Annotated in this window: 11 protein-coding genes; 5 read left to right on the top strand and 6 right to left on the bottom strand. The window is 49.3% G+C overall.

The genetic code is table 11. The annotated features are described in order from the left end of the window. Positions 1-195: 195 nt before the first annotated feature. The 5 genes from HMPREF0658_RS06760 to rpoN form a co-directional block, all read right to left on the bottom strand. On the bottom strand, positions 196-1368 hold the full coding sequence (locus HMPREF0658_RS06760; protein WP_006949619.1) for a redoxin domain-containing protein: 1173 nt from the start codon (positions 1366-1368) through the stop codon (positions 196-198). Positions 1369-1472: 104 nt separating this feature from the next. Next, positions 1473-3335, bottom strand: a complete 1863-nt coding sequence (locus HMPREF0658_RS06755) for a 4-hydroxy-3-methylbut-2-en-1-yl diphosphate synthase (RefSeq protein ID WP_006949618.1) — start codon at positions 3333-3335, stop codon at positions 1473-1475. Between the two features lie 11 nt (positions 3336-3346). Beyond that, positions 3347-3859: a 5-(carboxyamino)imidazole ribonucleotide mutase gene (gene purE, locus HMPREF0658_RS06750; protein ID WP_036883652.1), complete on the bottom strand. Its 513-nt coding sequence runs from the start codon at positions 3857-3859 to the stop codon at positions 3347-3349. 53 nt (positions 3860-3912) lie between these two features. Beyond that, positions 3913-4530 (bottom strand): phosphatase PAP2 family protein, encoded by a 618-nt coding sequence (locus HMPREF0658_RS06745; RefSeq protein ID WP_006949616.1) that lies wholly within the window; start codon positions 4528-4530, stop codon positions 3913-3915. Positions 4531-4534: 4 nt separating this feature from the next. Beyond that, positions 4535-6049 (bottom strand): RNA polymerase factor sigma-54, encoded by a 1515-nt coding sequence (rpoN, locus tag HMPREF0658_RS06740; RefSeq protein ID WP_006949615.1) that lies wholly within the window; start codon positions 6047-6049, stop codon positions 4535-4537. A 279-nt stretch (positions 6050-6328) separates the two neighbouring features. Between rpoN and HMPREF0658_RS06735 the strand changes: the two genes are divergently transcribed. From HMPREF0658_RS06735 to HMPREF0658_RS06715, 5 genes are all read left to right on the top strand, one after another. Then, entirely contained in the window at positions 6329-7414 is a 1086-nt protein-coding gene (locus tag HMPREF0658_RS06735; protein WP_006949614.1) for a mannose-1-phosphate guanylyltransferase, read from the top strand. 391 nt (positions 7415-7805) lie between these two features. Further along, positions 7806-9131: a tRNA (N6-isopentenyl adenosine(37)-C2)-methylthiotransferase MiaB gene (gene miaB / locus HMPREF0658_RS06730; RefSeq protein ID WP_006949612.1), complete on the top strand. Its 1326-nt coding sequence runs from the start codon at positions 7806-7808 to the stop codon at positions 9129-9131. Between the two features lie 271 nt (positions 9132-9402). After that, entirely contained in the window at positions 9403-11229 is a 1827-nt protein-coding gene (locus HMPREF0658_RS06725) for an ABC transporter ATP-binding protein (protein WP_006949610.1), read from the top strand. Positions 11230-11240: 11 nt separating this feature from the next. Beyond that, a complete protein-coding gene (locus tag HMPREF0658_RS06720) occupies positions 11241-12203 on the top strand; it encodes a lysophospholipid acyltransferase family protein (protein ID WP_006949609.1) in 963 nt (320 codons plus the stop codon). Next, positions 12184-12942, top strand: coding sequence for a lipopolysaccharide kinase InaA family protein (locus tag HMPREF0658_RS06715; RefSeq protein ID WP_006949606.1), 759 nt, complete (start codon positions 12184-12186; stop codon positions 12940-12942). Before HMPREF0658_RS06720 ends, HMPREF0658_RS06715 begins: the two co-directional genes overlap by 20 nt. Positions 12943-12951: 9 nt before the next feature. Here the strand turns inward: HMPREF0658_RS06715 and HMPREF0658_RS06710 are convergent, their stop codons facing one another. Then, complete coding sequence (locus HMPREF0658_RS06710) at positions 12952-13962, bottom strand: glycosyltransferase (protein ID WP_006949604.1); 1011 nt, start codon at positions 13960-13962, stop codon at positions 12952-12954. Positions 13963-14007: the final 45 nt, after the last annotated feature.

Here is a 14007-nt window from a genome sequence, read left to right as displayed (position 1 = left end):
GTGTGTGTGTGTGTGTGTGTGTGTTACACTTTTTTCTGGTGTATGCAAATATAAAGCGTTAAAAGATGCAGAAAAACACACTCTCTTCTGCACCGCATTCCTTATATTATATATAGCTGTATTCTGCATAATGGCGGCAAAGGTAAACAAAGTTTGTGAAACACGCAAATGTTTTCTTAAAATATTGCGCCCCGTTTACAGCATGCTTTCTATTGCTGCGTGCAGGTCTTTTATCTGCACATCACGCTTCTGCAACACGTTGTTTCGGTCTATGAGGAAGTAGGTGGGTACACGTTGCAGGTTGTAGGTGGCAGCGTATTGAGAGCTTAAACCGTTATCGTCGTGTACCGAAATCCAAGGAAGCGCGGCTACCTGCGTCTTCCAGAAGTGTTCGTTGGGGTCTAAAGACACTTGATAAATCTCAAAACCCCGCACATGATACTTGTTGTAGAGGTCTCTCAACATCATGATACGGTCGGTAGATGCTTTGGTGGCAAAGATATGGAAATCGAGCAATACCACCTTTCCCTTGCAGTCGGTAAGGTGGCGGAGGTGTCCTTTGTTGTCATAAAGGGCAATGTCGATGATGCCGGATACACCCATCTTGTTCATATCCACCTGTTGGACAGCCTGCCGGTTTTGTACAATACGCAGGTCTTTCATGCCCTCGATGGCGATGTTATGCAGGTTCTTACCTCGTTCGGCTTCAGGATAATAGGTATCCCAGCTGGTTGCCACGGCGGCGAAAGCCTTGATATCGTCTTTGCTTTCGCGGGGATTGAAGATAAGTCTGTCGCCCAATGCTTGGAACAGTGCGAAATACGCATAGGGGCGCATGGGCTCTTTGAAGATATAGCGTCGTTTCACGTCGTCTTTGTAAGCCTCGATAATACGCGACATGCTGTCGGCTGTGGCCTCTACGCCCAGTGCGGGATTGCGGTCGATGGCCAGAAGGCGCCGCTGCAATTGCTGCTGCATGAGTGCCAATTCCTTGATTTTCGCGCAGTCGTAAGACCCCTCTATGGTGTATTCCGTGGTCATTGTGGGGTATGAGGCCTTGATGCGGATGTGTTCGAGGGTGTCATTCACGGCTATATGGATGATTTGTCCGGCTATGCGCAAGCGATAGAACTCGGGGGCAGTCGGTACAACATCCGAGAAAGAGAAGTCACCCTTTTCATCGAGCTTGGCAGAGTCTACCACTACCGGTCCGTTGAGGCTCATGTTCTCAAAGTAGAGGATGGAGTCTTTGGCTTGCGTGATAGTACCCTCCACTCTGAACTTTCTCTCGGTGCAGGAGGCAACTGTCAGCACGGCAATTGCCGCGAGGACGATGCGTAGAAGGCGTGTGAACAATGTATGTATCATCTCTTTCAAAGTGAAATTCGGCTACAAAAGTAGTGTAAATCGGTTAGACGGCAAAATAAATCCCCCATTTCTTTCTATGGGAAACGGGGGATGGAGCAAATGAATCAGGGCAGTTTCTGTCGGTCGGAGCGGATGAGTTCGAGCAGTCGGTCTACTGCTTCTTCTTCGGGAATGCTACGTTGTACGCACTCTTTCTTCCGATAAAGCGACACACGGTGCGGGCCGGCTCCCACATAACCGTAATCGGCATCGGCCATCTCGCCCGGCCCATTGACAATACATCCCATGATGCCTATCTTAAGACCTGCCATGTCGGACGTGGCAGCCTTGATGCGGGCGATGGTGGAACGCAAATCGTAGAGTGTGCGACCGCATCCTGGACAACTGATATACTCGGTCTTGCTAGTGCGCAGACGTCCTGCTTGTAAGATGCCGAGTGCTGTGGCAACAAGGTCGGTGGCAGGGAGGGTGCCGTCGTTCATGAGCCAAAGGCCGTTGCAGAAACCGTCTATCATGAGTGCCCCCGTATCGGCAGCTGCCTCCAGCTGGAAGTCTTCTTTCTCTTCCTTGCTGTGTCGGTAGGCTTCGCTGAATATCACCGGGTTTTTCAGTCCGTGTGCCATCATCTCGTGAACGAGGGCGCGTTGATGTCCCAAGCGGTTGCTATGGTTGCTCATACATACCACCACTACCTCGGGATGCGCTTTCAAACAAGCGGTGTATTCCTCTTCGGAGACACCGAACTGCAATACGAGAAACTTCATAGGGGCATTGACGGAGGCGATGAACGGCATGGCCGTATGGGGGAAGATGGGGTAAGTGTCGGCTTCTCCGTGGTATACATTGAAGTCTACGATGTATTTCTGTCCTTTGCGTCGCCGTTCGGGCAACGATGCTCCTGTGTAGATAAAGTCGGGGAGGGGCACTTGGGGGGCTTCAAAAACCGAAGATCGGTCGTTCAGTCCCATTTCGCTGACGATGACAACGGGCTGGGATTGCCCTCCGACAATGTCGATGCCGTGGGTTTCTCGCGGTTCTGGTTGCAGGTAGTCGAAACCTGTAAAGGGTTCGCAGGGTATCATGGAGTGTCCTGCACGTTGTGTGATATACTCCACAAGCCGACGGGCAACGGGTATTTCTGCCTCAGGTTCCTCACTCAAAGATACACGGATGGTGTCGCCGATGCCATCGGCCAGCAGTGCACCGATACCCACAGCACTCTTTATTCGCCCATCTTCGCCCTCTCCGGCCTCGGTCACACCGAGATGAAGGGGATAGTGCATACCTTCTTTTTCCATTTCCGAGACTAACAAGCGCACGGAACGTACCATGACAACCGTGTTGGAGGCCTTGATGGAAATGACTACGTCGTCGAAATGCTCGCGCTTGCAGATACGCAGAAACTCCATGCAACTTTCCACGATACCCGCAGGTGTATCGCCATAGCGGCTCATGATACGGTCGGAAAGCGACCCATGGTTTACACCGATGCGCACTGCCGTATGATGTTCTTTACAGATATGGAGGAATGGTACGAAGCGTTGTTCTATCTTCTCTATCTCTTTGGCATATTCCTCGTCGGTATAGTCGAGGGTTTTGAAGGTGCGGGCAGGGTCTACGTAATTCCCCGGATTTATTCTCACTTTCTGGGCATAGTGAGCAGCTACGTCAGCTACACGGGCATTGAAATGCACATCGGCTATCAACGGAGTAGCGTAGCCATCGGCACGAAGGCGCATCCCGATGGCTTTTAAATTCTCTGCTTCCCGTGTTCCTTGTGTCGTCAGGCGCACATACTCTCCCCCTGCATCGGCTATCCGTTCGGCTTGTGCCACGCTTGCCTCGGTATCGTTGGTATCCGTGGTGGTCATGGATTGCACGCGGATGGGGTAGGCACCGCCCATCGGGGTGTCGCCGATGCAGGTCACTGATGACGTTCGGCGTAAGTAGTTGAACAAATCGGGCATGCTGCAGATGGTTAGTTCGTCTTGTATTTATATGTGATGTCGGCCAACTCTTTGTTGGCCTTCTCTATCTTGCTGCCGAGACTTGCCTTGTAGGTTGTCAGTCGCTCAGCCACGGCTTCGTCGCCCAAGGCTATCATCTCTGTCGCGAGAATGGCCGCATTCATGGCTCCGTTCACGCTCACTGTAGCAACAGGGATACCCGGTGGCATCTGTACGATACTTAACAAGGCATCAAGACCGTCGAGCATTCCCTTAATAGGCACGCCGATAACGGGCAGTGTGGTCGATGCGGCTATCACTCCGGGCAAGGCGGCAGCCATTCCGGCACCTGCGATAATCACCTTCACACCGCGGTGCTTTGCACTTTTGGCAAACAGTTCTACTGCGTCGGGGGTACGATGTGCAGAGAGGGCGTTTACTTCAAAGGGGATATGTAACTCGTCGAGAAAGGCCATGGCCTTCTCCATCACGGGCAGATCGCTGGTGCTACCCATGATGATACTTACTAATGGTGTTGCTTCCATTTCTTTTCTTATGTTGTTAAATGTCATGTCTGCTTGTATCAATACTTGCCCGCTTATACTATCAATATCATGTAAAATGCGCTCAGCAGTCCCACCAAAAAGCCGGCAACGACCTGAAAGAGTGAATGCTGGCGCAGAATCATGCGACTCGTTCCCACCATTCCTGCGAGGATGATGACAATACAGAGCCACCAAACGGGGTTAAAAGAGAAGATGAGGGAGAACGAGATAAGGGCACCGGCTACACCGCCGATGGCTGCCGTATGGGTAGAAATCTTCCACCAAACGTTGATTAAAGCACAGACTACCTGAATGATGAGGGCTGCTACAAGGATGGAACTCATGAATCGCGGTATATGCAATACATTCATGAGGTAGAAACAAGCGAAGTAACAGAGGATGGAAATCACATACGGAACCATGCGACGTTCCTTGGCACCGATATCGAGAAGCGACCATCCCTGATATTTTCTGTATAAATGGATAAGGAGTGTTGGCAATAAGACGGTGAAAAGATATACCATGGCGACCACCAACAATTTATACGACCATGGTAACAGGGTGAGATAACTGAAAGAAAACAGTGCCGCCAGTCCTATCACAGGTAGATAAAAAGGAGTGGACACGACGCTCATTGCCCGAGCAGCCATCATAATGTTTATCTTTCTCATTGCGTTATTCCCTCCGTAGTCTCGCCACCGGCACACCCAACTGTTCCCTATATTTGCTTACCGTGCGGCGGGCAATCGGGAATCCTTTGCGTTTCATTTCTTCTTTCAACTGGTCGTCGCTCATGGGTCGGTGCTTGTCTTCGCCGTCGATAATCTCTTTGAGTGCTATCTTCATTTTGCGGGTAGACAGTTCTTCTCCCGCTTCCGTGGTATAGCCGTCGGTAAAGAAGAAGCGCAAAGGAAATGTCCCCCACTTCGTTTGGGCATACTTGATATTGCTCACACGTGAGATAGTAGAGATGTCGAGACCCGTTTTGTCGGCAATATCCTTGAGCACCATAGGGCGTAAGTCTGCCTCATCGCCATCGATAAAGAACTGTTTCTGCCTGTCTATGATGGCTTGCATGGTGACCACCAATGTATGACGACGTTGCTTTACGGCCTCGATAAAACCCTTGGCTCTCTCCACCTTTTCCTTGGCATAGAGCAGAGCCTCTTTGTCTTGTCTGCTCATTGTCTTACGGTCGGTGTGGTAGGTCTTCAGCATTTCTCGGAACGAAGGCGAGACATAAAGTTCAGGGAGATGACCTTTGTTGAGCGAGAAAGACACCGTACCATCCTCATGGGTCTCAATAAGGAAGTCGGGGGTTATCTGCTGAACACTGCGTCCTTGCGTCTCGCCTAATGCTGCACCGGGCTTCGGGTTCAGCCGCCTAAGCTCCTCTTGCAGCATTGTTACTTGCTTGTCTGTAAGACCGAACTGCCGGCCGATGGTGTCCCAATGTTTCTTGGTAAAGGCTTCGAAGTTATCGGTGATGACACGGCGCATTTGTTCTGTCAGGGGGGAAGGTTCTCGTCGGGCTATCTGCAACAGCAGACATTCCTGTAGAGAGCGCGCACCGATGCCGGCGGGGTCGAATGTTTGCAGGATATGGAGCACAGCCTCAATCTCTTTGGGGGTTGCATCTATGGCGTGATAAATGGCTAATTCATCGGAGATTGTCTCCGTTTCTTTACGTAACAGACCATCGTCATCAAGGGAACCGATGAGGTATTCCATGATTTCACGCTGACGTTCGGTAAGCTCCGTCTCACCCATCTGTTCCTTTAGTTTATCATAAAATGACGTGGTATCGCCATATACAATCTCTTCGTAATCGGCCGTCTGCCGGTCGTGCATGCCTGTTTCATACTCCGGCATGCGGTCATCTATACCGATGTTAGACAAGGCATCGTCGAGTGCAGCCTCCCGCTCTTCGCGTTCGGTCATGGCATCATAGTCTTCGTTGCCCTCTCTGTCGCTGTCTGAAAGACCGGCACTCTCCTCGGGTTCACTCTCTGCCATGTCATCTGGCGAGCCTGCCTCTAAGGCAGGGTTATCATCCAATTCGGCCATGACGCTCTGCTCCAATTGTGTGAGCGGCATCTCCAGCAGCTTTATTTGCAACATTTGTTGCTGCGAAAGCCGCTGCACCTGCACTTGCTTCTGCGTCTGTTCCTGAGTTAGTTTCTGCGCCATGGTCGTTTCATGAGTTCTTTTCTCTTGTCTTGTCGGTTGCAAATATACAAAGAAAAGCAGGCGCAAGCAAAACTTTTCACGCTTTTTATTTGCCTTTGAAGAGCCTTGATAGCCGTATGAAAAACACGTCTTTTTGACAAACTTTGGCCTTTAAAGCTCCAATGATAGATAAAAAATCATCTTATGGCCAATTTGGGTTAAAACCTATCGAATGTTTGTCTATATGATATATAATGTGTAATTTAGTAGGCAGAAACGTTCATTTAAATAGCAAAAGCCATGAACAACCATCACTATTGTGTTATCTTGGCTGGCGGAAAAGGTCGCCGGCTGTGGCCTTGTAGCCGAGAGAAAATGCCAAAGCAGTTTATCGATTTCTTCGGAACGAACACCACACTGCTGCAACAAACCTATAGACGGATGGCAAACTTTATACCACCCGAAAACATTTACGTGAGTACGAATATCGTCTATGAGAATCTTGTGAGGGAGCAACTCCCCGACATCACCCCCCAAAACGTGCTGGCCGAGCCCATCCATCGCAACACTGCACCAAGTGTAGCGTGGGCTGTTCACCGCATATTGCGATACGATGACAATGCCGACATCCTCGTTACTCCTTCCGATCAAGCTGTCTCCAAAGAGGATGTCTTTATCGACAATATGCTTACCGGTCTTCACTTCGTTGCCCAAAACGATGCGTTGCTCACTATGGGTGTCACCCCTACGCGTCCCGAACCCGGGTACGGCTATATACAATTAGGTGAGCCAACGGCCGTACCCCATCTTTTTAAAGTCAAGACTTTTACCGAGAAACCCGACCGAAACTTCGCTGAGATGTTTATGAAGAGCGGCGAATTTTATTGGAATACAGGTCTCTTCTTGGCCAATGCACGCTATCTGCGCTCCTGCTTCCACAATGTGCTCCCTCCCGTATTGAGCACTCTCGATGAACAGAATCCTCATAACACCGTGGAAGAGGAAAATACTTACATGCACGATAACTTCTGCGTATATCCCAATCTCTCTATCGACTACGGCATACTCGAGAAGAGTGAAAACGTGTATGTATTGAAATGCGATTTCGGATGGGCTGACATCGGAACGTGGCACGGCATCTATGAAATGATGAGCAAGAGTGGAGAAGATAACGTGGTCATAGACTCGGAGGCGATTTTGGAAGACTCTCACAACAACATTGTCAAGCTACCGCATGGCAAACTCGCGGTTATCAATGGGCTGGATGGCTACATCGTGGCCGAGAAAGGCAATGTGCTCATTATTTGTAAGAAAGAGGATTCCTCGGCATTGATACGTAAATACGTGAATGAGGCACAGCTCAAGTTGGGCGATGATTTCGTGTAGCCGTGAATATAAAAGAGGCGATAAGTCGGCAAATCTTATCCCCTCTGTCGCCCCTTCTTAGCTCCTTTGTATCAGCCACTTAACGCGTAAAAGGTAAAAGGATAGCTTTGAGCGTGTAAGAGCTATGCTTTGACGCGCTTAGAGCTATGCTTTGAGGCTGTAAAAGCTATGCTTTGACAAACCATAACTTTTGCATCGGAAAGGCACGGGCTTTCTTTCCTTTGTGAAACGGCTCTTCCGCGACCTGCAAAAACCAAAACGGCCGGAAGTCTGTAGCTACACTTCATGCCGAGAAAGGGAAGAAATCAGATACTGAAAAAGATATAATAAGAAAGCATTTATTTTGCGTTTCACGCCTTTTCGCGTACCTTTGCAGGCAAAATAGGCGTGAATGAAGAAACTTTTTATTGAGACCTACGGCTGCCAGATGAATGTGGCAGACAGCGAGGTCGTGGCATCCGTCATGCAGATGGCAGGCTATGAGATGTGCGAATCCATAGAAGAAGCGGATGCAGTGTTCCTCAATACTTGTTCGGTTCGTGAGAATGCGGAGAATAAAATCTATCATCGGCTGGAGGCATTACATGCCAAAAGCACGAAGAAACATCGTGTGATATTAGGTGTTTTGGGATGTATGGCCGAACGAGTGAGAGACGATCTCATCGAGAATCACCACGCCGACCTTGTTGCAGGACCAGATTCTTACCTCAATTTGCCCGACTTGATAGCGCAAGCGGAGCTGGGACAAAAAGCCATCAACATAGAACTTTCAAAGACGGAGACCTATCGCGACATCGTGCCCCAGCGCATCATGGGCAATCATATCAGTGGTTTTGTGAGCATCATGCGGGGCTGCGACAACTTCTGTCATTACTGTATCGTGCCTTATACCAGAGGTCGGGAGCGGTCGAGAGATATAGAAAGCATCGTGAAAGAAGTGCACGACTTGCAGGAAAAAGGCTTTAAAGAGATTACACTGTTAGGGCAGAACGTGAACTCTTACCGTTTCCAACCGGCCGATGGCTCATCGGAGATAGGATTTCCGCAGCTCCTTCGCCACGTGGCACGTGCTTTTCCGAAGATGAGAGTGAGGTTTAGCACACCTCATCCGAAAGACATGAGCGACGAAACACTTCACGTCATAGCCGAAGAACCCAACCTCTGCAACCATATACACCTGCCCGTGCAAAGCGGAAGCAACAAGGTGTTGAAACTCATGAACAGGCGTTATACCGCGGAATGGTATAGAGACAGGGTGGCAGCCGTTAGGCGGATTATCCCCGATTGCGGCCTTTCTACCGACATCTTCGTGGGCTACCACGGTGAGGAAGAGGAAGACCACCGGCAATCTCTCGCACTGATGGAGGAGATAGTCTACGACTCTGCTTTCATGTTTAAGTACAGCGAACGACCGGGTACCTATGCCTCAAAACATCTGCCCGACAACGTTCCGGAAGAAATAAAACTGCGTCGGCTCGCCGAGATGATAGACTTGCAGACACGCATGTCGGCCGTTGCCAACAAGAAAGACGAGGGAAAAATGTTTGAAGTCTTAGTGGAAAACTTCAGCAAGCGCAGCCGTCAGCAACTTTGCGGACGCACCCAACAAAACAAAATGGTGGTGTTCGACAAAGGAAACCATCATATCGGCGAATTCCTGAACGTGAGAATTACCGGCAGCACAAGTGCTACACTGCTCGGAGAAGTCGTGGAATAAAACGGGACCCCCTATTTCCCAAAGGCTAAATTTGGTACTCTGACAGATTTATTTTATATTTGCGACGACTACAAAACAAGAACAGCTCGATGATGGAAACGCCCCCCATAGCAACAAAAGCTGAAGAACGCTTATTCGATAGCATGGCGAGGATATGGGGAAACGCCTCGAATGTCTACTTCATGGAAGCCCCGATACGGGATGGGAGAAGACGTAATTGGGTGTAAAAGATTGAAAACGGGGCGGAAAGACCCTAAAGATGAAACCATAGATGAAAGAATTTCTACAAGTACTTCGACGATTCGTACCACCCTATAAGCGGTATCTCCTATTGACAGTGCTGTTCAATATACTGTCCGCAGTTCTCAATATATTCTCTTTTGCCGCAATTATTCCCATCTTGCAGATACTCTTCAAAACCGGAGAAGGCATGCAGGCAACAGCTCTGATGCCCTGGGATTGGAACAATCTGAAGACCGTTGTCAGCAACAACGCCGACTTCTACGTGCACCAAATGATAGGCCAGATGGGACAAACCACCACCCTGCTTGTCATCGGACTTGTGCTGGCTTTCATGACTTTCTTAAAGACAGCCTCTTATTTCCTTTCCTCTGCTGCCATCATACCTATCCGGACAGGTATTGTAAGAGATATTCGGAATCAATTATACCGCAAGATTACGTCGCTGTCGTTAGGCTTTTTCTCCGAAGAACGTAAGGGCGACATCATTGCAAGGATGAGTGGCGACGTGCAGGAGATAGAGAGTTCCATCATGTCTTCTTTGGATATGCTCTTCAAAAACCCTGTGCTCATCATCGCTTATTTCATCACATTGGTCATCATCAGTTGGCAACTCACCCTCTTTACCCTTGTTTTTGTGCCCTTGTTCGGTTGGTTCATGGGGTTCGTAGGTCGCAAATTGAAACAAAACAGCATGAAAGCACAGGCTTTATGGAGCGATACGATGAGCCAAGTAGAAGAGACTTTAGGCGGTCTTCGCATAATTAAAGCCTTTTGCGCGGAAAGGAAGATGAACGAGCGATTCGACCGAATCAACAGCGAATACAGAGATAACGTGAGGCGAGTGAATACCCGTCAACAGATGGCACACCCCATGAGTGAGTTTCTCGGCACAGTGATGATTGTCATCGTGCTTTGGTTTGGCGGCTCATTGGTGCTCAACAATTCCACGCTCTCTGGTCCAACGTTCATTTATTACTTAGTGATTCTCTACAGCATCATCAACCCTTTAAAAGAGTTTTCTAAGGCCGGATACAATATTCCCAAAGGTTTGGCCTCGATGGAGCGTGTCGATAAGATTCTGCTGGCAGAGAATGAAATCAAAGACCCCATACATCCCAAACCCTTGGAAGGCTTCCGACATCGCATAGAATTCCGTCATGTATCCTTTAAATACGACCGTACATGGGTGTTGAAAGACATCAATCTCACCATTGAAAAAGGCCAGACGGTAGCACTTGTGGGACAGAGCGGCAGCGGAAAGAGCACCTTGGTAGACCTGATTCCTCGCTATTACGACATTCAAGAGGGAGAGATTCTCATCGACGGGGTGAATATCAAAGATGTGAAAGTTCACGACTTGCGCGCTCTTATCGGCAATGTAAACCAAGAAGCCATACTTTTCAACGACTCATTCTACAACAATATCAGCTTCGGAGTTGAGACCACAACCCGCGAAGAGGTAGAGAAAGCCGCAAAGATAGCCAACGCCCACAACTTCATTACACAGACCGAAGAGGGCTATGACACAGGTATCGGCGATAGAGGAGGCAGACTTTCGGGTGGACAAAGGCAGCGTATAAGCATTGCAAGAGCCATTTTAAAGAATCCCCCCATACTTATCTTAGACGAAGCGACCTCTGCGCTCGATACCGAAAGCGAGCGATTGGTGCAAGATGCCTTAGAGCGGCTCATGAAAACACGTACCACTATCGCCATTGCCCATAGACTTTCGACCATTAAGAATGCAGATGAGATATGCGTCATGCATGAAGGTCGCATCGTGGAACGTGGCACCCATGAGTCTTTGATGGCAGCAGACGGCTATTACAAGAAGCTGCACGACATGCAGACCTGATACCTTTTGCGATGATGTATTACCTCGTTTATACGTTCTTCTACCTCGTTTCGCTCCTTCCGCTGCGAGTTCTTTACGTCTTATCAGACGTGGGATACCTCATCTTATATCATCTTTTGAAATATCGCCGCACCATTGTAAGGCGCAATCTGCTCAACTCTTTCCCCGAAAAGGGCGAGCAGGAGAGGCGCGAAATAGAACGTAAGTTCTACCGATGGTTCAGCGATTACTTTGTAGAAGCTGTGAAGTTGCTGTCCATTTCCAAGCGACAACTGAAGAAACGCTTCTCTATTATCAATTCCGAAGACATCGAAGCCTGCTTCCAAGACGGTCAATCCGTGGCTGCCATCTTAGGTCATTACTGCAATTGGGAGTGGCTTTCGTGTGTGGGAATAGACCTGCCGCCCCACCGGAAGATGGGACTTGTCTACAAACCGCTGGACAGCGACCTGTTCGACCGCCTCTTCCGAGACATCCGTTCCTGTGTAGGCGGCGTACCGGTGCCAAGGAAAGAAATCCTCAGATATCTCTTCCGATACCGCAAAGAGGGGGTGATGAGCATCTTCGGCTATATCTCCGACCAGACACCACGTTGGGAAAACATTCATCTTTGGCTGACTTTCATGAATCAGGAAACACCTGTTTTCACCGGCGCAGAGCGCATTATGTGTAAGATGAACAATGCTGTCTACTACGTGGAGATGAGCCGTCCGCGCCGCGGATACTACACTTGCACCTATCATCTCATTACAAAAGACCCGCGTTCGCTGCCCGAGCACGAGATTACACGACGCTTTTTCCAAATGTTAGAACAAACCATACGCCGGCAACCGCAGTTCTATCTCTGGACGCATAACCGCTGGAAACGCACGCACGAGCAGTTTAATAAGGAGTTCAAAGTGGTGCATGGAAAGGTGTTTCATAAGGAAGTGAACGACGAAAAGCCCGCTACCGATGCAGAAAGTCTTGCTTAACGCCCCGTTCGAGTCGCTCCGCTCCTACATTGAGAGCCTGCCTTCTCGCTTTGAAAGCGAAGGAACCTATATTTACGGTGGGCGCAGAAACCTCATCAAATCTTTTGTTGCACCTGATGGAACGGAACTGAATGTGAAGCGATTCCACAGTCCCAAGGGGTTGAATCGTCTCGTCTATTCCCTGGGTTGGCGATGTCCGAAAGGCTTGCGTGCCTTCCGTTACCCCTCTCTTCTTCTGCCCAAAGGCATTGAGACGCCTGCTTCCGTGGCCTATATCGAGAGCCGTCATGCCGGTATGCTCGGCCTTTCTTACTTTGTGAGCATACAGTGTAAGTATCCGAATCTGCTGTATGAGGTGGGACAACATCCCGAATCCGACTACGATACCTTAGCCCGCGCATTGGGCAAGTTCACCGCCCACATGCACGATGCCCGCGTGTTGCACCTCGATTACTCGCCGGGCAACATCTTATGGACGTGTGATGAGGACGGCTGCTACCGTTTTTCCATTATCGATATCAACCGTATGTACTTCGGAAAAGTGAGCCTCCGCCGTGGTGCCGACAATTTCCGCCGCCTTTGGGGCAGCATTCGCTTCTTCAAAACGCTGCTCACAACCTATGCCGAAGCCCGCGGATTAGATGTGGAAAAGACTGTGGAAAGGGGCTTACAGACCCGCTACCGCTTTTGGAAACGATACAGCAAGAAGTACGATATCTCTTTTCCTTTGGAACTTTAAGTCCTTTTTTTACCCCAAATCGGTCAGCGTTTGTTGCGCCGTAACAAACGCTTTGCGCACAAACCGGCCTTCTCCTAAAAGTTTGGAGAAGGCTTTTGCATTCGCTTTCAGTGTGTTGTATTCCTCCGAAGTCATCGTTCTGAACACTTCGTCGAGTTCTTTCAGTGACCCAACACTCACTCCCAACCCTTTAGACTCTATAAAAGGAGCTATCGCGGCCTTGTTCCAAATAATGACAGGTACGCCCGCCCGCAGATAAAGAGATGTCTTATGCGGGTTGTTGATTTTAAGATACGACCCCCAATCACCGTCACATTCGTCGATGGAATTGCCGTCCCAAACCAATCCGAAGTCTGCTTCGGCCTCAGCGATAAGCTGGTCTTCCGGCAAACTTCCTGCATATTTTAACTTCGGGTTGCGCTTCCCCTCCTCGTCGAAGCCATGACCATAGAGCGTCATCTCCCACTCATTCATCACACCCTGCAAAGCGTAGAGGAATCCATTACGCCACTTTTTCAGGTTGCTGGCATAGAAAACGCGCCGCGGCACGTGAGGGGTATCATAGTCTTTAGGCTCTGTCTGCACGATGAAATCGAAGATTCCGAGCGAACAGATATGCCCTTTGAATCCTTTTTCTATGAGATACTGTTTCATCGTATCATTGTGAGCAATCAGGAAATCGGTCTTTTTCAGGCGGTTGTTTTCCTGCTCTGGCGTGAGCTTATGCCTGCGGAAAGCCCCTAAATCGTGAATAATGGTGGCCACATAAGCCCCTTTCCAATGGGCAAAGGTGCACGCCATGTCGTAGAACTTCTTCATAGGATACTGCAAACACAGCGTGTCACCGCGCTTCACGGTGGTCAGAATGCGTATCACCCCTGTGAGTTTCGTGATGAAACGCGAAACGGGATGCACGCTTTTCGACTGCGGTGTGAGGTTTGTATAACCCAGATCGCGAAATACCCGGTCTACATCCTGCCGCGCCTTATTGTGGTTGATTACCTCTATGTAATAGTTCATAACATGCTGTTTCGATGTGTTTTACCTTTGAAAGGCCACTCCGTT

It is taken from the genome of Hoylesella marshii DSM 16973 = JCM 13450 (assembly GCF_000146675.1).
GTDB classification, from domain to species: Bacteria; Bacteroidota; Bacteroidia; order Bacteroidales; family Bacteroidaceae; genus Prevotella; species Prevotella marshii.
This window is presented reverse-complemented; position numbering and strand designations above follow the sequence as displayed.